Raw genomic sequence first — 24,601 nt, forward strand, 5'->3', positions numbered from 1 at the left:
TAAGTTTTTGCACTAAAAAACAGATGGAGAACTGGAATAGGTACTCTCCATCTGTTTCTTATTTTTAACTGAAAGCGCTGAGGGCCGGGAAAAGGGAAGGGGGTATAAAGATGTTATGGACTTCATTTGTTAGTTACATGCAGTTCCATTGTTCTCAGCAATTCTTGCGGGGTTTGTTCCAACAGTAAACGGCCGTTCATTTTGACGTAGGGGGTCATGCGGCATTGGCTGCAATTGTTTAAACATTGATATTCTTTTGGTTTAAGGCCCTTATGTTCAAGGAAGTTTGCAAATGAGTGAAGGTCATCCTCTGTATAAAAACGGTCGAGGTTATTCTGACAAAGCTCAAGTCTTACCTTTGGGCTTTTTTGGCCCCGTTTGAATAAAGACTTCATGTGAATCGCTGCCTTTTCTCTATATATTTATATCGCAATACCATTTTACCATTAATTGGACATTGAGAGTCTGGGAATTTTCTATATGTAAGAATAGGCGTCTATAAGAGACGGCAAAGACTGCAAACAGTACATACTAGGACTGGAATCCAGAATAAGCTACTGCTAAATGAGAAAATATACATAAACTTGTCCGGAGCTGGTTGACAGATGAGAATGGAATGATAAAATAAACTAGTAATTGATAATGATTTTCATTATTACAAAAGTAGCATTTTGTTGAAAGTAGTCTGAGTATTTAGTCACTAAGACAAGGGAAGAGTAGGATTTTCGGATGAAGATTAGATATTTATTTATTGGCTTAATTGTATTATCGTTCACTTCGCTTTTCGTGGGTGTAAAAGATATCACACCGTTGGATGTCTTTAACTTAAGTGATGATAAAGTGCAAATAATGTTTCAAAGCCGCATGCCAAGAATGGTTACCATCATTATAGCGGGCGTTGTTATGAGTATTAGCGGTCTGATCATGCAGCAATTGAGCAGAAATAAGTTTGTTTCGCCGACTACGGCGGGGACAATGGATTCTGCACGCTTGGGGCTGCTTTTGGCCATGATTTTTTTCCCCGCCGCTGCCTTGATTCACAAAATGCTGATGGCTTTTATCTTCTCGCTTGCAGGAACTTTCATTTTTATGCGGATTTTAGAAAAGGTCAAATATAAGGATACAATTTTCATCCCGCTGGTAGGGTTAATGTTTGGGAGTATAGTAGGCTCCATATCGACATTTTTTGCCTATAAATATGATTTGATTCAAAGTCTCAGCACGTGGATGAATGGCGATTTTTCCATGATTATGTCCGGAAGGTACGAATTAATTTATTTAAGTATCCCGCTTGTCATCCTTGCTTATCTGTATGCCGACCGGTTTACGCTGGCAGGAATGGGAGAAGAATTTGCCATTAATTTAGGCCTGAATTATAAATGGGTTGTTAATTCCGGATTGGTTATAGTGGCGTTATCATCAACCGTTGTTTTACTGACAGTCGGCACAATTCCTTTCATTGGATTAATCGTTCCAAACATTGTCTCTCTTTATTTAGGAGATAATTTGAAAAAGAGTCTTTCACATACCGCTTTGCTGGGTGCCGTTTTCCTTCTTTTCTGTGATATCCTCGGCAGAATCATCATTTACCCTTTTGAAGTTCCGATTGGCTTGATTGTAGGGGTAATAGGAAGCGTCGTGTTTATCTATCTGTTAATGAGGAGAAGGGCATATGAATAATACATGGAAGATGATGATACTTGCCGTATTAGCGGCAGGGCTGACATTGTTATATATTTTTTGGGATCTTGGCCCCAATTGGGATTATTCTCTTCCAAGACGGGTTCTGAAAATGGCTGCCATTATAATCGTTGGCTGTGCCATCGCCTTTTCTACCGTAATCTTTCAGACGGTTACGAATAATAAGATCCTTACCCCAAGCATCTTGGGTCTTGATTCAATGTACATGCTGATTCAGACAGCTGTGATTTTCTTTTTTGGATCGACCAGCATCGTCATTTTAAATAAAAACCTGAATTTCATTGTCAGCTTGTTTTTTATGCTGATTTTTGCAGGTCTGCTCTTTAAGTTTCTATTAAAAAGGGGCCGAAATATATTCTTCCTTTTGTTAGTTGGAATCATCTTCGGTACCCTGTTTTCCAGCATGTCATCCTTTATGCAGGTACTGATTGATCCGAATGAATTCCAAATGATTCAGAATAAAATGTTTGCAAGCTTCAATAATATTAATACGGATTTATTGGCAATATCTTTTGTATTGATGATTGGGGCCACCTTATATTTTATGAAATATGCAAAATATTTAGATGTCATGTCGCTTGGCCGTGATCAGGCTGTGAACCTGGGAGTCGATTACGACTTAGTCACGAGCAGAATAATGTTTGTTGTGACCGTTTTAATTTCCATTGCCACGGCGCTTATAGGACCGATTACATTTCTCGGCCTTTTAGTAGCAAATGTCGCGTACCAGTATATTAAAAGCTATCAGCATAAGGTCATTATTCCATGTGCTATGCTGATCAGTATTATTGCATTGGCAGGCGGACAGTTCATTGTCGAACGGATTTTTACTTTTTCCACGACCCTGAGTGTCATTATAAATTTCGTCGGCGGTGTCTATTTCATCTATCTTCTATTAAAGGAGAATAAAAAATGGTAGAAATTAAAAATTTATTTAAAAAATATCATAATAAACATGTAGTCGAAGACGTTTCTGTGAAAATTGCGAAGGGGAAAATCACTTCGTTCATTGGGCCTAATGGTGCTGGCAAATCAACTGTGCTGTCGATGGTCAGCCGTCTCATTTCGAAAGACTCCGGTGAAGTGCTTATTGACGGTGAAGACATGAGCAAGATTAAAAGCAATGAGCTGGCAAAAAAGATTGCCATTCTAAAACAATCTAATCACCTGAACATCCGCCTCACAATCAGAGAACTGGTTGCGTTTGGAAGGTTTCCATATTCTCAGGGGAAATTAACGAAAGAAGATTGGAAATTCGTTGATGAAGCCATTAATTATATGGAATTAGAGGATATTCAGCATAAGTTTCTTGACCAGCTGAGCGGAGGGCAGCAGCAACGAGCCTTTATTGCCATGGTCATCGCTCAAAATACAGAATACATCCTGCTGGATGAACCGTTAAATAATCTTGACATGAAGCATTCTGTGCAAATTATGAAAGTGCTCAGGAGATTGACTGACGAATTGGGCAAGACTGTCATCATCGTTATCCATGATATTAACTTTGCTTCTGTTTATTCGGATTATATTGTTGCACTGAAAGACGGAAAGCTGATTCATAACGGGCCTACAAGCCAAGTGATTAATTCTGCTGTATTAAAAGATATTTATGATATGGATATAGAAATCCAAGATATTAATGATAATAAGATCTGTGTATACTTTGCATAATTTTTTTCATGCGGGTTTTTGATTGCTTTCATTTTTAATAGGAGCCTTTTTGCCTGCAAACGATACATATTGCTGACGGGCGCCCAAGTAAGACATGTCGGTTTTTGTATAATTCATGGCCGAAGTGCATCCTTCATTGAGAATGATTGTCAATTTAAAAATATATGTTTTAAAAAATCATACATTTTGAGGTGAATGGAATGAAGAAATTATCCTTACTATTATTAATCGCCCTTATTGCCATTTTTACGGCAGCATGCGGTTCTGATAAGGAGAAAGAAACAAATGAAGGATCAGATTCATCTGCAAAAAAAGAGGAAATGACAGTTGAACATCAGTTAGGAAAAACAACTTTCAATAAAAATCCTGAAAAAGTAGTCGTTTTCGACATGGGTGCTTTAGATACATTAGATAAATTAGGAGTAGATAACGTTGTGGCTGTTCCTCATCAGGGACTTCCTGAATACCTGGCTAAGTATAAGGATACGACTGAAAATGCCGGAGGACTGAAAGAGCCGGATTTTGAAAAAATCAATGAAACAGCTCCGGATTTAATCCTTATTTCTGGACGTCAGTCAGATGCTTATGAGGAATTAAGCAAGATTGCCCCTACTGTATATGTAGGTGTTGATACTACGAAATATATGGAATCATTCAAGGAAAACGTAACATTGCTTGGTGAAATTTTTGGTAAAGAAGATGAAGCGAAAAAAGAACTTGCGAACGTAGACAAAAATATTGAAGAATTAAAAAGCTCAGTGCCAGCAGATAAAAAAGGTTTAGTCGTCCTTGCAACTGGCGGCAAAATAAGCGCCTATGGCCCAGATTCACGTTTTGGCATCATTCATGATGTGTTTGGGGTGCCTGCTGTGGACGAAAATCTGGAAGTCTCTACACACGGACAAGTCATTTCTCCTGAATACATTGCTGAGAAAGACCCTGATTATCTATTTGTTGTAGACCGTGACGCTGTTGTAAGCTCTGGCGGAGAGTCGTCTGCAAAAGCAACAGTTGAAAATGATATTGTAAAGAATACAAAAGCATATAAAGATGGAAAAATTGTTTACCTTGACCCTAATTACTGGTACCTATCAGGCGGCGGTTTAGAATCGGTTAATGAGATGGTAAAAGAGATCAGCGACGGCCTAAAATAAAATGGACCCTTACTATTTATGATGCATGGAAGCCCTGTTATCCATAATGGAAAACAGGGCTTCTATTTGTTGTTACGGGATAATTCTCGTTATCTTTTTGCTTTTATGATGCTGACAGCACCCAAGCGCCGGCCTCCTTCATCAGTGTGAAAAATCCTGTTTGACACACTGTCCCATCAGGAATTCTTCCGGCTTAAGACGCCAAATCCTTTTTCCTTCCTAAATCTCAACGCTGTTTACAAGCAATTTTTGATTTATTGCTAGAATACACCGGCTGCCTGCATTAAAATAAAGTTCGCCGCACAGATGAATTTAGAACCGCTGAAGCAAATTCGTTTCGGTGCTGGTTTACAAATATTGTAATTGGGTGGATATTTATTTACAATTCCTTTATAATGATAAAAGTGCCGGATTTAATGATTATATTTGTTGGCATTTCCCGGGCCAATTCGTTATATTGGTTGATAGGATATTAAGTTTATATAAATTTTCGGTTATTTTTTTACAATGCGATTCATAATTTAAGAAGGTGTTTTACCAGGGCATCTAATTAATATTGACGTAAATCTTAACTTAGTGGTATCATGAGTTTTATGCTTTTTTAGAAAGTGGGAACCGCACTTTCATTATATAGAACCACTAGATTAATAGAGGTGAAATCATGGACAACTTATTTAACAAGGGCCGGCAATTCATGAAGAACAATTTGCTGGGTTTCTTCTTAATCGCGGTAGTCATGTTTTGGTTAAAAACTTATATAGGATATGTTAGTGAGTTTAACCTGGGTATTGAAAATGGAATACAGAAATTTCTTCTTTTCATCAACCCGATAAGCTCAGCTGTTATTTTCTTATCGTTTGCTTTATTGGCAAAAGGAAAAAGAGCATATAAATGGATGATTGGGATTCAGTTCGTACTGACTTTTTGGCTCTTTGCCAATATCGTCTATTACCGGTCATTTACAGACTTCATCACACTCCCAACATTAACCCAGGTGCAAAATGCCGGTGATCTTGGACCGAGTGTGCTGGCACTATTTAAATGGCATGATATTCTTTACTTCCTGGATACAATCATATTAATTGTTTTGTACAGGTCAAGATTTATCAATGCGCAAACAGCGAAGCCAAAGCGAAGAATTATGGCGGCTGCCTTTTTATTCGGACTTGCGTTTTTTGCAGCTAACTTGGCCATGGCCGAAGAGGATCGTCCTCAGCTGCTTTCCCGTACTTTTGACCGCAACTATATTGTGAAATACTTGGGAATCTATAACTTCACTGTTTATGATGCCGTACAGAATACAAAAACATACGCTCAGAAGGCCACTGCAGACAGCACGGATTTATCAGAAGTGGTTAACTATACAAAAGCTATGTATGCTGAACCGAATGATAAGTACTTTGGGGCAGCAAAAGGGAAAAACGTTATCTATCTGCATCTTGAGTCTATGCAGCAATTTATGATTGATTATAAATTGAATGGGGAGGAAGTTACTCCTTTCTTGAATTCTTTATCAAAAAGCAATGACTTTATGTATTTTGATAATTTCTTCCATCAAGTAGGACAGGGAAAAACTTCCGATGCTGAATTTATGCTGGAAAACTCCTTGTTTGGATTGCCGCAAGGGGCGGCCTTTACTACTCATTCAAATAACACGTATCAGGCTGCACCGGCTATTTTAGGTGAGCATGGCTATACTTCTGCTGTATTCCATGGGAACTATAAGTCATTCTGGAACAGGGATAAAATGTATAAATCACTAGGATTTAATACATTCTTTGATGCCAGCCATTATGAAATGAAGGAAGACGAAGTGTTAAGCTATGGCTTGATGGATAAACCTTTCTTTGAGGAATCCATTCCAATGCTGGAAACACTGTCTCAGCCTTTCTATACAAAATTCATAACTGTTTCGCATCATTTCCCTTATTCCATCAATCAAGATTTAACAACGATTGGAAAGCATACGACTGGCGATCCGTCAGTGGATAATTACTTCCAGACAGCTCGATATGCAGATGAAGCACTGAAAGATTTCTTTGATTACCTAAAAAAATCCGGGCTGTATGATAACTCTGTTATCGTTATGTACGGAGACCATTATGGAATCTCTGAGAACCATATGAAAGCTATGTCCAAAGTGTTAGACAAAGATGTTGGAGATTTTGAAAATGCTCAGCTTCAGCGAGTTCCATTATTAATTCATGTTCCTGGAGTGGAAGGCGGAGTTCAGCATCAATACGGCGGACAAATTGATTTAATGCCGACCTTGCTCCATCTTCTGGGAGTGGATACGAAGGATTACATTCATTTTGGAACAGATTTGCTTTCAAAAGATCATCAGGAAATTGTACCTTTCCGAAATGGCGACTTTGTCACACCTGATGTTTCCTCTGTCAAAGGGAAATATTATGACACGAAAACCGGGGAACCAGTAGAACCGAATGAAGAAATTACGAATATCAAAAAAATCGTGGAAACAAGATTGAACCTTTCAGATAAGGTAGTAAATGAAGACCTCTTGCGTTTCTATACGCCTGACGGTTTTACTCCAATCGACCCGAAAGACTACGATTATAATACAGTGCCTGAATAAAAAGAAAGCCCGGATTCATTGAATCCGGGCTTTTTTATGTGTGCGCCCGGCATGGGTGCAGTCTATAGGGTGAGAGTCCCGAACCATGAAGGCAGTAGTAATGGTTAGCTTAACGCAAGGGTGTCTGTGGTGACGCAGAATCTGAAGGAAGCGAGCGGCAAACCTCCGGTCTGAGGAACACGAACTTCATATAAGGCTAGGTACCATTGGATGAGTTTGCACAACAAAACGAAGTCCTTACTGCCGAAGGTGGTACAGAGTAAATGAAGCAGATAGATGGAGGGAAAGACTGTACTCTTACCCGGGGAGGTCTGATTGGAACGCCAAGTTCCCTTGGTAACCTATCCAGCGATGGACAGCTGAACAATCAGAAGTCAGCCGAGGTCATAGTACCATTCCAACTCGAGATGGAATGGGAAGGACTGAACTATTAGGAAGAACGAGAACTAGGCATATAATTCCTGTATAGAAGCAGACAATCCGAAAGGACTTACTTGAAGGAGGAAGTGGTGAATTCCACAGGGGACTTCATGAGGGTGGAGCAGGAATAACATAATTAGATTTCTACGTTCACGTCGAAAGGAAATATCACATGTTAATGGATCTGATTCTGTCACGGGAAAACTTAATAGAAGCACTTAAACGTGTGGAGAAGAACAAAGGGAGTCACGGCATAGATGGAATGTCCGTAAAATCCCTACGAAGACATCTCTATGAGAACTGGGAAACTCTTTGTGATTCATTAAGGGAAGGTACCTATCAACCTAACCCAGTCCGTCGAGTCGAAATCCCGAAACCGAACGGTGGAGTAAGATTACTAGGAATACCTACCGTGACAGACCGGTTCATTCAACAGGCTATCGCCCAAGTTCTAACCCCACTTCTTGACCCAACCTTCTCAGAACATAGTTATGGGTTTAGACCAAATAGAAGAGGTCATGATGCGGTTCGTAAAGCAAGGGAATATATAAGTGAAGGTTATAGATGGGTGATTGACATGGACTTGGAGAAATTCTTTGATAGAGTCAATCATGATAAGTTAATGGGGATATTAGCAAGTAGAATCCAAGACCGGCTGGTCTTGAAACTTATACGGAAATATCTCCAAGCAGGAATTATGATGAATGGTGTAGTCTATGATGCAGAAGAAGGAACACCACAAGGAGGTCCACTGAGCCCCCTTCTTTCGAATATCCTTTTGGATAAACTTGATAAAGAGTTAGAAAGGAGAGGTCACAAGTTTGTCCGCTACGCCGATGATTGTAATATTTACATGAAATCGAAGAAAGCTGGAGAACGAGTGATGAACTCAATTACATGCTTTATTGAGCAGAAATTAAAGCTCAAAGTAAATAGAGAAAAGTCAGCAGTTGATCGCCCGTGGAAACGAAAGTTTCTTGGCTTTAGCTTTACGGTCAATAAGAAACCGAAGGTTCGAATAGCCAATGAAAGTATTAAAAGGTTTAAGGCTAAAATACGGGAGTTAACCTCCCGTTCTAAACAAATTCCTATGGAAGTTAGAATCGAGAAACTAAATCAATATCTAACGGGATGGTGTGGATATTTTGCATTGGCTGATACACCAAGTAAATTTAAAGAATTTGATGAGTGGATTAGACGGAGACTCCGTATGCTTGAATGGAAACAATGGAAGAAACCGAGGACAAGAGTAAGAAAACTCAAAGGTCTAGGTGTCCCTGACCAAAAGGCATATGAATGGGGAAACTCCAGAAAGAAATATTGGAGAATAGCCTGTAGTCCAATCTTACACAAAACCCTCAATAACTTGTATTGGAGTCACCGAGGGTTGAAAAGTTTATATAATCGATATGAATTTCTGCGTCAAACTTAATGGAACCGCCGTATACCGAACGGTACGTACGGTGGTGTGAGAGGTCGGGGGTTAATCACCCCCTCCTACTCGATTNCGCCCGGCATGGGTGCAGTCTATAGGGTGAGAGTCCCGAACCATGAAGGCAGTAGTAATGGTTAGCTTAACGCAAGGGTGTCTGTGGTGACGCAGAATCTGAAGGAAGCGAGCGGCAAACCTCCGGTCTGAGGAACACGAACTTCATATAAGGCTAGGTACCATTGGATGAGTTTGCACAACAAAACGAAGTCCTTACTGCCGAAGGTGGTACAGAGTAAATGAAGCAGATAGATGGAGGGAAAGACTGTACTCTTACCCGGGGAGGTCTGATTGGAACGCCAAGTTCCCTTGGTAACCTATCCAGCGATGGACAGCTGAACAATCAGAAGTCAGCCGAGGTCATAGTACCATTCCAACTCGAGATGGAATGGGAAGGACTGAACTATTAGGAAGAACGAGAACTAGGCATATAATTCCTGTATAGAAGCAGACAATCCGAAAGGACTTACTTGAAGGAGGAAGTGGTGAATTCCACAGGGGACTTCATGAGGGTGGAGCAGGAATAACATAATTAGATTTCTACGTTCACGTCGAAAGGAAATATCACATGTTAATGGATCTGATTCTGTCACGGGAAAACTTAATAGAAGCACTTAAACGTGTGGAGAAGAACAAAGGGAGTCACGGCATAGATGGAATGTCCGTAAAATCCCTACGAAGACATCTCTATGAGAACTGGGAAACTCTTTGTGATTCATTAAGGGAAGGTACCTATCAACCTAACCCAGTCCGTCGAGTCGAAATCCCGAAACCGAACGGTGGAGTAAGATTACTAGGAATACCTACCGTGACAGACCGGTTCATTCAACAGGCTATCGCCCAAGTTCTAACCCCACTTCTTGACCCAACCTTCTCAGAACATAGTTATGGGTTTAGACCAAATAGAAGAGGTCATGATGCGGTTCGTAAAGCAAGGGAATATATAAGTGAAGGTTATAGATGGGTGATTGACATGGACTTGGAGAAATTCTTTGATAGAGTCAATCATGATAAGTTAATGGGGATATTAGCAAGTAGAATCCAAGACCGGCTGGTCTTGAAACTTATACGGAAATATCTCCAAGCAGGAATTATGATGAATGGTGTAGTCTATGATGCAGAAGAAGGAACACCACAAGGAGGTCCACTGAGCCCCCTTCTTTCGAATATCCTTTTGGATAAACTTGATAAAGAGTTAGAAAGGAGAGGTCACAAGTTTGTCCGCTACGCCGATGATTGTAATATTTACATGAAATCGAAGAAAGCTGGAGAACGAGTGATGAACTCAATTACATGCTTTATTGAGCAGAAATTAAAGCTCAAAGTAAATAGAGAAAAGTCAGCAGTTGATCGCCCGTGGAAACGAAAGTTTCTTGGCTTTAGCTTTACGGTCAATAAGAAACCGAAGGTTCGAATAGCCAATGAAAGTATTAAAAGGCTTAAGGCTAAAATACGGGAGTTAACCTCCCGTTCTAAACAAATTCCTATGGAAGTTAGAATCGAGAAACTAAATCAATATCTAACGGGATGGTGTGGATATTTTGCATTGGCTGATACACCAAGTAAATTTAAAGAATTTGATGAGTGGATTAGACGGAGACTCCGTATGCTTGAATGGAAACAATGGAAGAAACCGAGGACAAGAGTAAGAAAACTCAAAGGTCTAGGTGTCCCTGACCAAAAGGCATATGAATGGGGAAACTCCAGAAAGAAATATTGGAGAATAGCCTGTAGTCCAATCTTACACAAAACCCTCAATAACTTGTATTGGAGTCACCGAGGGTTGAAAAGTTTATATAATCGATATGAATTTCTGCGTCAAACTTAATGGAACCGCCGTATACCGAACGGTACGTACGGTGGTGTGAGAGGTCGGGGGTTAATCACCCCCTCCTACTCGATCAATCATCCTGCTGGCCAAGCATTTTGGCAATATATTGTTTAATGGCTTCAGGATTTCCAGCATATTTTTGTTCTCGAAGTTCGTCGCTTTCCATTTTTTTTCGGGCTTTCTCAATAATATCTTTTTCTTTTTCTTTCGGCACCACTGTCACACCGTCCGCATCGCCAAAAATAAGATCGCCTGGATGGACAGCAACCCCTCCGCAAGAGATGGGGGAATTAGTACTTCCTCCTCCGGCTTTACCGCTGGAGGCCATCGTTGTACCTTTACTGAAGACAGGGAAATCCAGCTCCTTAATGGCCAATTGATCTCTTATCACTCCGTCAACGACCAGTCCGCCTAAATTCATCGTTTTCATCATGCCTATAACAAAGTCTCCTGCTATGGCACGCTCACAATCACCTTTGCTGTCAACAACCAGGACATCTCCTGGCTTTGCCTCTCCAATCGCTTGAAGGACTGCAAGATTGTCCCCGCGCGGAACTTGAACGGTAAAGGCTCTGCCGGCCAAGATATACTCCTCTTTTAAAGGTTTGATAGTATGATGAAGATTATAAATCCCTTTCATTGCATCTGAGATTGCTGTTGTCGGAATAAATCTTACTTCTGTTATATTACTATTCATATTTCATCCTCCTTTTGCTAACCTGTTATATAATAGATTATACATGAATTTTCTGAATGAGCGGAATTTTTTTCTGCTTAAGTTGTTTCTTTTGAAGAACTCCGGGGTATTCAAGATATTGTGATTCATTACAATACAGGAGGGATTGATTATATGTTTTTTCATAAAAAAGAATTGCAATTCGAAGCAAAACCAGACAAAGCTGATCCGTTGCTCGCCAAAAAGATTCAGGAACTGATCGGCGGTCAGTACGGTGAAATGAGCGTGACGATGCAATACTTATTCCAAGGCTGGAATACCAGAGGAAATGAAAAATATCGTGACCTTCTATTGGATATCGGAACAGAAGAAATTGGACATGTTGAAATGCTTGCTACCATGGTTGCGCGTCTTTTAGAGGGCACATCAATCGAGGAGCAAGAAAAAGCGGCCAAAGATCCAGTTATCGGTTCTATAATGGGGGGCATGAATCCTCAGCATGCCATCGTTTCCGGACTTGGAGCAAGACCTGCAGACAGTGTGGGCAACCCATGGATGGGAAGCTATATTATCGCAAGCGGAAACTTGCTTGCTGATTTCCGTGCTAACCTCAATGCTGAATCGCAGGGACGCCTTCAGGCTGCCCGTATTTATGAGATGACTGAAGACCGTGGGGTAAAAGATCTGCTTGCTGTATTATTAGCGCGCGATTCCTATCATCAGAATCAATGGGCCGCAGCTATTGCCGAGCTTGAAGAAAAAGAAGGTCTATTAGTGCCAAGCACCTTCCCGCGTGAAGAAGAAAGACTTGATATCGCTTATACATTGTACAACCTTTCAGAGGGAGAAGAAGCTGCAGCCGGCCGCTGGGCAAACGGAGCGGCACTTGATGGACAAGGTGAATATAAGTATGAACCGAATCCTCAGCCGGAAGCACCAAAACCAATTCTTTCACCGGCTCCGCCTAGTCTGCATAATACACTGCCAGATGAGGACTTCACTAAAACAAAATGGTAATCAGATAAATAAAAAATCCCCAGTCCTTTTCAGATTGGGGATTTTGTTTGGGACGGACATATTCTAAGTCCCTCTGAACAGATTGATTTCTACTATAGTATTATTCGTTTTTGGTTCGTAATTAAGGGTATAATACGTAAAACAACGTAACGGAGGGATTCAGATGATCATTGTCTATGCGAGCCTTGCTGTCATTGTTGGCTCATTATTGTATCTTGGATTTATTGGGTTTAAAACTTATAAGGAGACAAAACCTTCTATTGACAGTGCAAAAGAAACTGTACAGAGAATGCAGGCTAAAGCGGAACAAATAACAGATGAGACTGACCAGCTGACAAAAAATCAGCAGGAAATTACCGAGGATATCCAAGTCAAAAAGGAGAAAGTGCAAATCACGATAGATGCTGCGAAAAATGCTCCTAAAGGTTTTAAAGACATCTGGCTGGCTGTTAAAGGAGAAAAATATAAAAAGAAAATCAGAAGAGAGGCATAACAGAATCTGGGTTTAAATGGAAGATAAGTAAGGGATTTCACTTCAGTTTGAATAAATTGTCCTATTTTGCAAATAGTAAGGACAAAACATTCAAAATAAGGAGTGGAATACTTGAAAATTCAATGGCTGTCTATTTGCTTCCTTGTGATTCTGACTGGCTGTGCAGCGAAGAATGAAGATGCTGATCTGGGTCTGGAACAACCGGGGCAGCAGAAGGATATACTGATGAATGTTCATGATACAGAAAGAGTTTCAAGGGCTGAAGAAGGAAGGAATCAGCATGCCTCTCAAGCATTACAAACTTCTGAAGATATCACGAATCGGCTTGAAGGAATGAAAGAAGTAAAAAGAGCGGAGGTTATTCTTTCGGGAAAACAGGTATATGTTGCCGCTGTCCTGAACAGAGGAAAACATCTGACAAAGGAACTGGAAGGAAAGATGGCTGCTGCTGTTCAAAGCGGAGATTTATCGGTTCGTGACGTATACATCTCTACAAATCCAAGCTTTGTCCACCGGATGGACAGCTTCGTAAATGAGATGAGAGGCGGACAGTCTGTTAAAGAACTGGAGAATGACTTCCATGAGGTTGTAAAAATGGTATTTCCCGACTCTAAATAATGAAATGAGCTTGATGAATGTTTCAGCGGAAACGTCATCAAGCTTTTTTTATTTTCTCAAACATTCTATAAAAGGTATTTCATTGCTTTCAGGAAAAAACGGTTACCATATTTTCCGATAATTCAGGTTTATTTCCCTTCTATCAGGATGAGGGTGCTCTTACCTCTAGTTGGAAACGTTTTCACTGTCTCACTCTTTCGTTTCCTCGTTATTTGCGCTAACTGCTTGCATCTGATTTTTGGGATGTTAGGATTAATACTGTTGAAGAAAATGCATTCATTAATGACGAGGTGAAAAGATGCTGAAGAATAAAACTGTTATATTTTTAGGTGCTGGTTCGATGGCTGAATCAATGATTTCGGGAATTATAAACGCTCAGAAATTGCCTGCCGAACAAATTCACGTAACAAATGCCACAAATCATGAAAGGCTTGGCGAAATAAAGGAAAGGTACGGAGTCAGGACATTCCCCAAAAATGAAATTCCTTACCAGGAAGCAGATTTAATCATTTTGGCGATGAAACCTAAGGGAGCAGAAGGGATTCTCCGAGAGATAAAAGATAATCTTTCCCCCGAACAGACAGTAATTTCCGTCCTGGCTGGAATTTCAATCGATTTTATGGAAAAAAGGTTAAAGCAAGGACAGCAGGTGGTGCGTATTATGCCAAATACGTCCAGCAGTGTCCGAGAATCTGCAACTGCATTAAGCCCAGGGTCTGCGGTTCAAAAGGATCATATAGAGACGGTCCGTGAATTGTTTGAATGTATGGGAAAGGTTTTCTTGATCAATGAGAAAGAAATGGATGTCTTTACCGGTATTGCAGGAAGCGGTCCAGCCTATTTTTATTATTTAATGGAACAGATGGAACGTGCAGGAAAAGCAGCTGGATTGGAAGACGAGGCTGTCCGGAAAATTGTGGCCCAGACTTTGTATGGTGCGGCAAAAATGGTACTGGAAACAGGAGAAGATCCAGCGGTTCTTCGGAAAAATGTAACCTCGCCTAATGGCACGACGGCATCTGGGCTGGAAGCACTGGAGAAATATCGCGGAGGAGAAGCCATTACTCAGGCTATCTATTACGCAGCGGAACGTTCTAAAGAAATTAGTCAAGAGTTAGACAGCAGTCTTGTAGAATCATAAACAAGGAAATGGATTCAAGAGAAATTACATGGAGGGATAGGATGTCAAAGCAGCAAAAAAAGGTAAAAAGAGTTGTCATTAAGATAGGGAGCAGCTCGCTAACGAGCATGCATGGTGAAATCAGCCATAAAAAATTAGAAAAATTGACTGATCAAATTGTTTCTTTGAAGGATGCTGGATATGAAACCGTTCTGGTGTCTTCAGGAGCGGTAGCAGCGGGATATCGGAAACTTGGCTGCCTGGAACGCCCGTCTTCCCTTCCTGAAAAGCAAGCGGCAGCTTCGATTGGTCAAGGTTTATTAATGGAATCTTATTCAGAACTCTTTTTATCTCATGGCTATGTTGCCTCACAAATCTTGATTACCAGAGGAGATTTTGCAGATAAAGTACGGTATACCAATATGAAAAACACCTTAAATATGCTGTTAAGCAGGGGGATCATTCCGATTATTAACGAGAACGACACGGTTACGGTCGATCGTTTAAAGTTTGGGGATAATGATACTTTGTCTGCCAAGGTGGCGGCTCTGATAGATGCTGACAGGCTGATCATTCTTTCTGATATTGATGGACTTTATAGTGATAATCCCCGAAAAAATCCTCATGCTAAGCTAGTAAAAAAAGTACATACCATTACACCCGAAATTGAAGCAGCAGCTGGAGATTCAGGGAGCACTGTCGGCACAGGAGGTATGAAATCCAAGATTTCCGCGATAAAAATCGCCATGGCCTCAGGGATAAACTCCTTTTTGGGGAAAGCGGGCACTCCTGATATATTGATGAATGCTCTAGCGGGAACGGCCAAAGGGACTTACTTTGAATTGAAACCCAATGCTGCCAATCTTGATAACGAGCGCCAATGGATTGCTTTTCATTCCGGTCCTGAAGGAAAGATCATCATCTCTCTTGAAGGAAGAGAGACGCTTGTGAATCAACAGGGGGACATTGAGCCGGGAGATGTGATTAAAGTAAGCGGTTCTTTTCATGAAGGAGCAGTTGTGCGGATTTATGATGAAAATGAGAAAGAATTGGGCCTTGGAAGAATGAATTGTTCTTCGGATTGGATAGACAGAGAATCCAGTGAAAATCAAGAGGCGGTCATAATAGATCAAGGCAGCTTCGTCTGCTTCCTCGATTACAGGCTGCCGGCACAGTTGTAGAAAAAATAGAAAAGAAGGTGTGTATTATGACAACGGTAATGAAAAAAATGTCGGCAGTGGAAGAGCAAGCAATTGCTGCAAAAAAGGCTGCCAAATCTATGGGTCTCCTGTCCGCAAAAGAAAAGAATGAAGCACTGTACCTAATGGCAGAAGCTTTAGAAATGAATCAGCAGTTCATATTGGATGCAAATCAGCAGGATTTGCAGGAAGGCAAGAATAAAGGCTATGAGCAGGCATTTATGGACCGGCTGGCTTTGACCGCAGAACGGATTTACGAATTTGCAGATGGTTTAAGGACTGTAGCAGAACTTCCGGATCCAATCCGTGATGTTCTTTCCAGCTGGAAGTTAGAAAATGGATTGAAAGTAGAAGAAGTCAGGGTGCCGCTTGGAGTAATCGGTATGATTTATGAAGCGAGGCCAAATGTTACAGTGGATGCTGCGGGGCTGGCTCTCAAATCTGGAAATGCCATTATCCTGAAAGGCGGATCCTCTGCAATCCATTCTAACAAGGCCATTGTAAAGGTATTGCGTAAGGCAATCAGCAAAACGAAAGTGCCTCTAGAGGCTGTTCAATTTATTGAGAGCACAGACAGGGACACGGCCAAACAGTTATTCACTATGAAAAACTTTATAGATGTTCTGATTCCAAGGGGAGGGGCCTCCTTGATTCAAACAGTGGTGGAACAAGCAACAGTGCCTGTTCTGGAAACCGGAGTCGGGAATTGCCATATCTATGTGGATAAAGAAGCTGATGTGAATAAAGCATTAGACATTATTGTGAATGCAAAAACGGACCGCCCTGCTGTCTGCAATGCTGTCGAAACGATCATTGTTCACTGTGAATGGCTGGAGAGACATAAAGAACAGCTCGCCGATGCGGCAAAGAAGGCCGGAATTATCCTTCATGGTGATCGGGAGGCAATAGAGGCCCTGCCAAATGTTCTTCCTGCCAATGAAGAAGATTGGGCGAATGAATATTTAAGTCTGGATTTGGCTATTAAGACGGTGAAGAATGTAGATGAAGCCATTGAACATATTGAAAAGTATGGAACAAAACATTCAGAGGCGATTATTACGGAAGATAAAATGACTGCGAGAAAGTTCACAGCATTAGTAGATGCAGCCGCCCTTTACCATAATGCGTCTACAAGGTTTACAGACGGCGGAGCTTTAGGATTCGGTGCAGAAATTGGGATTTCTACACAGAAGCTTCATGCACGAGGCCCTATGGGACTGCCGGCTCTGACTACGACAAAATATATCATGACCGGAAATGGGCAAATCAGGTAAGGAAGCGTTCTTTTTATAAAAAAACTTCTGTGTATCATAATAGAATAAATATAAAAAGCGGGAAGAAAAACGATTTAAGTTTTTCCTCTCGCTTTTTTGCGTAGAAATGAATCATAAATTTTTGCTTGATTTTCAAGAGTAACATTTTCATCAAAGGATACAATAAGTGACATCTAACAGTGCAGGAGGTCTAAGATGAATTTCTTTAAGAAAAAAAATAAAACGAAAAACTCGCAAACGGCAAATGCCTCCGTCAAGCAGCCTGTTAAAAATATAAATGAGCTTTTTGAGAAGTTTAAAGGTTCCGCTGACTTCCTTTCATTTCCGTACCCTGACAAGAATGGATATGTTGTTTCTTATTATAAATCGGTCGTTAATCCCGATCAAATGCACCAAGACATTTTCCCATTGCTTGCAAAGCATCCAAGAGAGAAGCTGCAGGAACTTAAAAAGCTGCTGCCTGTAGAAGAAATGAAACTGACAGATGATTTGAAAGTCATAAAGGAATCGGTTATGACAGGGGCTGTGGTGATTCAGCCTTATAAAGGAGCCGATGTTTGCCTTTTGCTGCCCTGTGCAAGCAGTGAAAAAAGACAGCCGTCTGTGCCAGAAGTAGAATTTAGTGTGGTCGGTCCGAAGGAAGCATTTGTTGAATCTTTGGAAACGAATATTAATTTAATCCGTAAGCGGCTGCCTATTCCACAGCTGAAAACGAAAGAATTCAGGGTCGGTGATTTATCGCATTTAAGAGTAGTAGTGATTTATCTAGAAGGGATTGCGGATCAACAGCTTGTAGATACTGTTGTCCAAAGAATAGAAGAAATTCATTTTGATGTCATTGTGGATACTTCTTTCATCGGGCAGATGATTACGGATGACAGAAACTCAATGTTTCCGCAATTGGTGGATACCGAGAGGCCAGACCGGCTGGCGAGCGTTTTGGCTGAAGGGAAAATTGGGATTATGGCAGATGGGGCTCCTCACACCCTTATCGGTCCAAGCACAATCACAACCTTTTTTTCATCCTTCGAGGATTATTATCTGCCATGGAATATCGGGACCTTCTTCCGAATGCTTCGGCTGTTCGCCGTGACATTTTCGATTTTCTCCTCTCCTCTGTATGTCGCCATCTTGACCTACCATTACCAAGTTATCCCTACAGACCTAATGCCCATGCTGATTGCTTCCCGTGCTGTTATCCCGCTCCCGCCTATTCTTGAAGCACTTTTGCTCGAAGGGACGATTGAGCTGTTAAGAGAGGCATCTGTACGCCTGCCGACCAAGGTCGGTACAACCATTGGTACTGTAGGAGGTATCGTAATCGGAACCGCTGCTGTACAGGCAGGGTTTGTCAGTAACGTTTTATTAATGATGATTGCCCTGGCGGCATTAGCGTCATTTACAACTCCGATCTATCAGATTGGCAATACGGTCCGTTTAATTCGATTCCCCTTTCTTGTAGCAGCACAATTATATGGGCTGTTTGGAATTGCTATCTGCAGTGCCTTTTTTCTAAGCCATTTATTGAGACTTAAATCGTTAGGCAGGCCTTATCTTGAGCCCTTATATCCATTAAGAATGCAGGACTTAAAAGATACCTTTATCAGAAAAGGATTTCAATCGATGGGGAAACGCCCGCTGTTCATGAGACCGGAAGATCCAATCAGGGCAAAACCGAAAGAAAAGAAAAGTCACAGGGATATTGATGAATGACAAAGCAGGAGGTGAGGAATGTTGGAGATAAGACCGACTATAGATAAGCAAGTGACTGCCTTTTTCGTCTTCTATTTAATATATAAGATGCAAGTCGGCGTAGGAATACTGGGATTCGAGCGTTTTATTACGAAGGAGGCCGGACATGATGCCTGGATATCTGTGATCATATCTGGGCTGACCATAAACCTGCTTATTTGGATGTGCTACAAAATGCTAGGCGGGGGAGGAAGAGTCAGAGACATTATCTCTATCCATCAAGAAACATTCGGTTTATGGATTGGAAATGCTTTGACCTTCCTTTTTGTCATTTATTTTCTATTTCAATCCTTCGTGTTATTAAGAACATATTTGGAGGTCATCCAGGTTTGGATGTTCCCAGGCATTAACATCCCGGTTATTATGGCGATTCTTCTGATCTTGATGTATGGCTTTATATCAGGCGGATTCAGGACTTTAGTAGGCTTTTGTGTGATTGGCACGTTACTGGGGCTGACACTGCTTGGGTTAAAATATTTTCCTATTCAAGAGGCCCGTTTTTATAATCTTACGCCCGTATTTGCTCATTCAGCAGGCGATATCATGAGGGGCGTAAAGGCTATGGCCTTAAATCTACTGGGTTTTGAAATGCTGCTTGTGTATTACCCCTTTCTTAGAAAGCCGGAATCCTCGCAGAAATGGGCGCATTTCGGATCTTTATTTTCCACGATGATTTATGTAATATCCGTTGTGGTTTCTCTGGTGTATTACCACCATGACCAATTAAAGACCGTCATTTGGGCAACATTGACATTATGGAAGATTGTGGATCTTCCTTTTGTAGAAAGGTTTGAATATATCGGGATTTCTATTTGGCTGTTTATGATTCTTCCGAATGCTTGCCTTGGGGTTTGGGCGGCAAGCAGATGTATGAAGAGGATGTGCAAAGTCAGCCAGAGAAAAACCGTCATTTTTTTTCTGGTGCTTTTATTGGTCACTACCTTTTTTGGGAAAACCCGCCAAAATATCAATGAGATAAATACCCTTATTTCTCAGATTGGCTTTTATTTGATCTATTTCTATCTTCCTTTTTTATTCGTTGTGCAGACGATTGTACTTAAAGTGAGAGGAGCGGACCGATGAAAAAGAAATGGATGATACTCTTGAGCATTCCCTTATTGCTGATTGGGTGCGGAACGGAGACAAGTATTCTGGAAGATATCTATATGGCTGAAGTTGTTGGGTTTGATGCAGAGGGTCAGGATAAGGTCAAGGGAAGCGTTATTGTTAGTTTTGCTAAGCCTGGAGAAGAGGCGACTATGTCAAAGGAAATGATTCAGTCTGTTACGCACAGTCTGAAGAATGTAAAGCAGGAAAATAAGGGTAAATCTCCATTGCCGATTGCGGCAGGACGACTCGAAGTTATTTTATATGGGGAAGAACTGGCAAAGAAAGGACTCCGGGATTACGTGGACACGTATCGGCGCGATCCAAATATAGGCACTGATTTATTTCTGGCTGTTGTGGACAGCAGGGCAGAAGATGTTATAAAAGTAGAAAAGGAATCGACTGACATGCCCAGAATTCATACGAAGGAACTGATTGAACAAAACAATGTTACTAATTTGCCCGCTTCAAGCCTGCAGCGATTTCTATATTCCTGGGGAGGAAAGGGTCTGGATCCTGTACTGCCATTGCTGGACATTACGAAAAAAGGAGAGATTAGGATAAAGGGGATTGCTCTTTTTAGGGATGATCGCTATATAGGCAAGCATGTTTCATATATGGACGGTTTTTTATTCAAAATGATCATGGAAAGCTTTAGAAAGGGGACATACGAATTAAAATGGAAAAATAACGATTATATCAATATAAATAATATCAAATCAAAAGTTCGCTATAGGATAGAGAATGCAAATGAAAACCCTCGGGTTAGGATCGAGGTTAACATGAAAGGCGGCTTACTTGAAGCGCAGGGATACGATATTAATAAAGAAGTTTCATTGGGGAAAATTGAGAAAAAAGCGCAAAAGGAATTTGAAGAGAGAATAAAAAAAATGGTGAGGTTTTTTCAGGAAAATCATATTGATCCGCTTGCGATAGGAGACCGCGCCCGAAGCAAAACACGCGGTTTTAATTTTAAACATTGGGAGGAAGTTTACCCTGATATCCCCATTGATGTGAAGGTGAATATCCAATTTATCCAGGAAGGAATTTCCGAGTAAACAGGTTGGTTGAATTCAGCTATGTTTCCTTTATAATTGATTTATCCTAATATTCAGATTAAAGGATGTGGACATGCTGAAAAACGAGTGGTGGAAGGAAGCAACAGTTTATCAAATCTATCCGCGGAGTTTTATGGACAGCAACAATGACGGCATTGGCGATTTAAAAGGGATTATCTCTAAGCTGGATTATCTCGAACAGCTTGGAATAGATGTTATCTGGCTGTCCCCGGTTTATCAGTCGCCAAATGATGATAATGGATATGACATCAGTGATTATTACGCCATTATGAGCGAATTTGGAACAATGAAAGAGTTCGACGAATTGCTCGCTGAATTGCACCGCAGACAAATGAAACTGATGATGGATCTGGTTGTGAACCATACATCAGATGAGCATAAATGGTTCCAATCTTCCCGAACATCCAAAACCGATCCGAAAAGAGATTATTATATCTGGAAAAAAGGGGATAACGGCAAAGAGCCGACGAATTGGGAATCGATGTTTAAAGGGTCAGCCTGGGAGTACGATGGAGAAACCGGTGAATACTATTTGCATCTCTTTACCAAAAAACAGCCTGACCTTAATTGGGAAAACCCTGAGGTAAGAGAAGAAATATACAAAATGATGAACTGGTGGCTCGACAAGGGTGTAGATGGTTTCCGGATGGATGTCATCAATTTTATTTCTAAGGACCGATCCTTTCGGGACGGAAAAGTCCCTAAAGGAAAAAAATATGGAGACGGAAGCCCTTATTTTAAGAACGGTCCGAAGGTTCATGAATATTTACAGGAAATGAATCGGAGGGTCATCGAAGGACGGGATATTATTACAGTAGGAGAGACACCCGGAGTAACGACAGAAGATGCAATCAAATATACTGGTGACGGCCGGCATGAACTTCAGATGATTTTTCAATTTGAACATACAGAAATTGGCAATGATTCTCATGGAAAATGGAGCAATGAACCATGGAAGCTGACAGATTTAAAGAAAATCCTGTCCAAATGGCAGGAGGATCTGGCTTATGACGGCTGGAACAGTCTGTACTGGAATAATCATGATCAGCCCAGGGTTGTCTCCAGGTTTGGACAGGATAAAGAATATAGGGTGGAAAGCGCTAAAATGCTTGCTGCCTGTCTCCATTTAATGAAAGGGACTCCTTATATTTATCAAGGGGAGGAGCTTGGGATGACCAACGTCAGATTTTCCAGCATTGAAGAGTACCGGGACATTGAAACGAGAAATGCTTATCAGGATCTGGTTTTTGAATCAGGCTGGACGGAAAAAGAAATGATGAAAGCCATTCATGCACGAAGCCGGGATAATGCGCGGACGCCCATGCAATGGGATAGCACCCGTCATGGCGGGTTTACCAAGGGTACCCCATGGATTGCGGTCAATCCGAATTATCAATCGGTCAATGCGAAAGAGGCAGTGAGCAACCCTGATTCTGTTTTCCATTTTTATAGAAAACTTATTGAACTTAGGAAGAAGTATAAGGTTATCGTTTATGGGGAGTATGAATTGCTCTGTCCGGACGATGAGAATATTTTCGCCTATACACGGACATTGGATGCAGAAAAATTATGGGTGCTTTGCAATTTTACAGAGTATGAAGTGCCTTCTCCTGTTGCCAATCAGGAAAGAATAGATGCCTGCAGGCTGTTGCTGTCTAATTATCGAGAGGATGAAGAGTTTATAAGCGGAGCATTGCGGCCATATGAATGCAGGGTGTTTTTAGCTAATAAATAGGGGAATTGATTGTTAAAAGATACAAGAGACAGACCATACCGGCCTGTCTCTTGCAAAATAGTTATTTGTTTAATAAGAATAAGACATGCGAGCCGCTTTTCGTGGAAATCCACGTAGTCCAGGGAATAAAGAATGGTATTACATATCCTTATTGTCTAAGTCGCAATCCTTTAATGGGATTAATTTTGACTTGTGTTTCACTTTGTAAATCAACCAGACAGCAAAGAACAGAACGAGTCCAATATAAGAAACTGTCATCGCTTCCCAATCAATTCCAGTGGTACTGAATGCTTGATATCCTTGTCCAATAATGATGAAGAGGCAAAGGATCAGGGCTAAAAGCGGCCCTGCCGGGAAAAGCTTTGAGCGGTATGGCAGGTTATTCAGATCATGACCTTGGGTAATATAAGCACGCCGGAAACGGTAATGGGCAATGGCTATGCCGACCCAAGTCACGAAACCGGCCATACCGGATGCATTCAATAGCCATGTATAAACGACACCATCGCCAAAAAATGTAGTCAGAAAGGCTAAGGTTCCGACTAAGGCAGTAACAACAAGTGCGTTGACTGGAACGCCTCTTTTATCCAATTTCCCTAAGAATTTCGGGGCTTTTCCTTCACGGGCCAAATCCCAGAGCATCCTTGTAGAAGCGTACATCCCGGAATTTCCTGCAGACAGGACAGATGTCAGGATGATGGCATTCATGATGGAAGCAGCAAAGGCAAGACCCGCCCGTTCAAAGACAAGGGTAAAAGGACTGACTGCAATGTTTTCACTCAATAATCGATCATCAGTGAAAGGAATAATCATGCCGATGACAAAGATAGCCAAAATATAGAACAATAGGATTCGCCAAAAAACAGATTTAATCGCCCGCGGGATATTTTTTTCAGGGTCTTCACTTTCCCCTGCAGTAACTCCGAGAAGCTCCGTTCCTTGGAAAGAGAAACCGGCAACCATAAATACACCTAAAATGGTAAAGAAGCCTCCGTTAAAAGGTCCTTCATTGGCAAGGAAATTCGAGAAGCCGATTGGATCATCTCCGCCCATGATTCCTAAAATAATCAGAAAACCTGTAATGATAAAAATGATAACGGTGACGACTTTGATCATGGAGAACCAGAATTCAGCCTCGCCAAAGCCCTTTACGGACATATAGTTAAAGAGAAACATAAGGATTAAAGCTAAACCGCTCCACAGGATAGAGGGGGTTTCCGGAAACCAAAACTTCATGATAAGCACGACGGCAGCGAGTTCAGCGGCTATCGTGATGGCCCAGTTATACCAATAATTCCAGCCAATCGCAAATCCGAAAGAGGGATCGACGAACTTGGACGCATACACCCGGAAAGATCCTGCAACGGGCATATAGGCAGCCATTTCTGCCAGGCTTGTCATAAGGAAAAAGACCATTAAACCAATGGCAGCATAGGCAACCAATGCGCCGCCAGGTCCAGCTTGATGAATCGCACCGCCGCTGGCCAGGAATAATCCGGTACCGATCGTACCTCCTAAAGATATCATCATCAAATGTCTCGCCTTTAAATGTCTTTTTAATTTAGGGACATTTGAAGTATTTTCTGAATTTGACACTGTATAACACTCCTTTTTTATTGGAAGGGACGGAGTTCAGTTATTAATCTGAGCAAAATCAATAAAAAACAGC

Annotated in this window: 22 protein-coding genes; 19 read left to right on the plus strand and 3 right to left on the minus strand. The window is 41.2% G+C overall.

Annotation, left to right across the window (positions count from 1 at the left end; genetic code table 11):
• Positions 1-122: 122 nt before the first annotated feature.
• A complete protein-coding gene (locus BQ4305_RS22305; RefSeq protein ID WP_110928550.1) occupies positions 123-395 on the minus strand; it encodes a DUF1450 domain-containing protein in 273 nt (90 codons plus the stop codon).
• A gap of 334 nt (positions 396-729) precedes the next feature.
• On the opposite strand from BQ4305_RS22305, the gene BQ4305_RS15160 reads away from it, so the two are divergent.
• The 9 genes from BQ4305_RS15160 (at position 730) to ltrA (BQ4305_RS15200) (ending at position 10,859) form a co-directional block, all read left to right on the plus strand.
• Complete coding sequence (locus BQ4305_RS15160; protein ID WP_110928551.1) at positions 730-1,680, plus strand: ABC transporter permease; 951 nt, start codon at positions 730-732, stop codon at positions 1,678-1,680.
• Positions 1,673-2,620, plus strand: a complete 948-nt coding sequence (locus BQ4305_RS15165) for an iron chelate uptake ABC transporter family permease subunit (protein ID WP_110928552.1) — start codon at positions 1,673-1,675, stop codon at positions 2,618-2,620. Before BQ4305_RS15160 ends, BQ4305_RS15165 begins: the two co-directional genes overlap by 8 nt.
• Complete coding sequence (locus tag BQ4305_RS15170; protein WP_110928553.1) at positions 2,614-3,372, plus strand: iron ABC transporter ATP-binding protein; 759 nt, start codon at positions 2,614-2,616, stop codon at positions 3,370-3,372. Before BQ4305_RS15165 ends, BQ4305_RS15170 begins: the two co-directional genes overlap by 7 nt.
• Before the next feature lie 200 nt (positions 3,373-3,572).
• Positions 3,573-4,526 (plus strand): siderophore ABC transporter substrate-binding protein, encoded by a 954-nt coding sequence (locus BQ4305_RS15175; RefSeq protein ID WP_110928554.1) that lies wholly within the window; start codon positions 3,573-3,575, stop codon positions 4,524-4,526.
• Positions 4,527-5,187: 661 nt separating this feature from the next.
• Positions 5,188-7,122 (plus strand): lipoteichoic acid synthase, encoded by a 1,935-nt coding sequence (locus tag BQ4305_RS15180; RefSeq protein WP_110928555.1) that lies wholly within the window; start codon positions 5,188-5,190, stop codon positions 7,120-7,122.
• Positions 7,123-7,385: 263 nt separating this feature from the next.
• The gene (locus BQ4305_RS21570; RefSeq protein WP_199880500.1) at positions 7,386-7,556 is read left to right on the plus strand and encodes a hypothetical protein; all 171 of its coding nucleotides are present in this window, start codon (positions 7,386-7,388) and stop codon (positions 7,554-7,556) included.
• Between the two features lie 158 nt (positions 7,557-7,714).
• Positions 7,715-8,974 carry a group II intron reverse transcriptase/maturase gene (ltrA, locus tag BQ4305_RS15190; RefSeq protein WP_110926134.1) on the plus strand — a complete coding sequence of 420 codons (1,260 nt, stop codon included), beginning with the start codon at positions 7,715-7,717 and terminating at the stop codon, positions 8,972-8,974.
• Between the two features lie 296 nt (positions 8,975-9,270).
• Positions 9,271-9,441, plus strand: coding sequence for a hypothetical protein (locus BQ4305_RS21575; RefSeq protein ID WP_199880500.1), 171 nt, complete (start codon positions 9,271-9,273; stop codon positions 9,439-9,441).
• 158 nt (positions 9,442-9,599) lie between these two features.
• Positions 9,600-10,859 (plus strand): group II intron reverse transcriptase/maturase, encoded by a 1,260-nt coding sequence (ltrA, locus tag BQ4305_RS15200; RefSeq protein WP_110926455.1) that lies wholly within the window; start codon positions 9,600-9,602, stop codon positions 10,857-10,859.
• A gap of 73 nt (positions 10,860-10,932) precedes the next feature.
• On the opposite strand, the gene BQ4305_RS15205 is transcribed toward ltrA (BQ4305_RS15200), so the two are convergent.
• The gene (locus BQ4305_RS15205; RefSeq protein ID WP_110928556.1) at positions 10,933-11,559 is read right to left on the minus strand and encodes an RraA family protein; all 627 of its coding nucleotides are present in this window, start codon (positions 11,557-11,559) and stop codon (positions 10,933-10,935) included.
• A 153-nt stretch (positions 11,560-11,712) separates the two neighbouring features.
• On the opposite strand from BQ4305_RS15205, the gene BQ4305_RS15210 reads away from it, so the two are divergent.
• The 10 genes from BQ4305_RS15210 to BQ4305_RS15255 all read left to right on the plus strand — a co-directional run bounded on the left by BQ4305_RS15210 (position 11,713) and on the right by BQ4305_RS15255 (position 22,932).
• Positions 11,713-12,555 carry a manganese catalase gene (locus tag BQ4305_RS15210; protein ID WP_110928557.1) on the plus strand — a complete coding sequence of 281 codons (843 nt, stop codon included), beginning with the start codon at positions 11,713-11,715 and terminating at the stop codon, positions 12,553-12,555.
• 163 nt (positions 12,556-12,718) lie between these two features.
• Positions 12,719-13,048, plus strand: a complete 330-nt coding sequence (locus BQ4305_RS15215; RefSeq protein ID WP_110928558.1) for a DUF948 domain-containing protein — start codon at positions 12,719-12,721, stop codon at positions 13,046-13,048.
• A 111-nt stretch (positions 13,049-13,159) separates the two neighbouring features.
• On the plus strand, positions 13,160-13,666 hold the full coding sequence (locus tag BQ4305_RS15220; protein WP_110928559.1) for a YhcN/YlaJ family sporulation lipoprotein: 507 nt from the start codon (positions 13,160-13,162) through the stop codon (positions 13,664-13,666).
• A gap of 298 nt (positions 13,667-13,964) precedes the next feature.
• Positions 13,965-14,807: a pyrroline-5-carboxylate reductase gene (proC, locus tag BQ4305_RS15225; RefSeq protein ID WP_110928560.1), complete on the plus strand. Its 843-nt coding sequence runs from the start codon at positions 13,965-13,967 to the stop codon at positions 14,805-14,807.
• A 41-nt stretch (positions 14,808-14,848) separates the two neighbouring features.
• Positions 14,849-15,967 (plus strand): glutamate 5-kinase, encoded by a 1,119-nt coding sequence (gene proB, locus BQ4305_RS15230; protein ID WP_110928561.1) that lies wholly within the window; start codon positions 14,849-14,851, stop codon positions 15,965-15,967.
• A gap of 26 nt (positions 15,968-15,993) precedes the next feature.
• Positions 15,994-17,259, plus strand: a complete 1,266-nt coding sequence (locus tag BQ4305_RS15235; protein WP_110928562.1) for a glutamate-5-semialdehyde dehydrogenase — start codon at positions 15,994-15,996, stop codon at positions 17,257-17,259.
• A gap of 195 nt (positions 17,260-17,454) precedes the next feature.
• Positions 17,455-18,972, plus strand: coding sequence for a spore germination protein (locus BQ4305_RS15240; RefSeq protein WP_110928563.1), 1,518 nt, complete (start codon positions 17,455-17,457; stop codon positions 18,970-18,972).
• 18 nt (positions 18,973-18,990) lie between these two features.
• Positions 18,991-20,094: a GerAB/ArcD/ProY family transporter gene (locus BQ4305_RS15245; RefSeq protein WP_110928564.1), complete on the plus strand. Its 1,104-nt coding sequence runs from the start codon at positions 18,991-18,993 to the stop codon at positions 20,092-20,094.
• The gene (locus BQ4305_RS15250; RefSeq protein WP_110928565.1) at positions 20,091-21,176 is read left to right on the plus strand and encodes a Ger(x)C family spore germination protein; all 1,086 of its coding nucleotides are present in this window, start codon (positions 20,091-20,093) and stop codon (positions 21,174-21,176) included. The genes BQ4305_RS15245 and BQ4305_RS15250 overlap by 4 nt, the downstream gene beginning before the upstream one ends.
• Before the next feature lie 76 nt (positions 21,177-21,252).
• Positions 21,253-22,932 (plus strand): glycoside hydrolase family 13 protein, encoded by a 1,680-nt coding sequence (locus BQ4305_RS15255; protein ID WP_110928833.1) that lies wholly within the window; start codon positions 21,253-21,255, stop codon positions 22,930-22,932.
• Between the two features lie 138 nt (positions 22,933-23,070).
• Here BQ4305_RS15255 and BQ4305_RS15260 read toward each other — a convergent pair whose 3' ends face one another.
• Complete coding sequence (locus BQ4305_RS15260; RefSeq protein ID WP_234396990.1) at positions 23,071-24,549, minus strand: amino acid permease; 1,479 nt, start codon at positions 24,547-24,549, stop codon at positions 23,071-23,073.
• Positions 24,550-24,601: the final 52 nt, after the last annotated feature.

Source organism: Bacillus massiliglaciei, assembly GCF_900098925.1.
GTDB lineage: Bacteria > Bacillota > Bacilli > Bacillales > DSM-1321 > Peribacillus > Peribacillus massiliglaciei.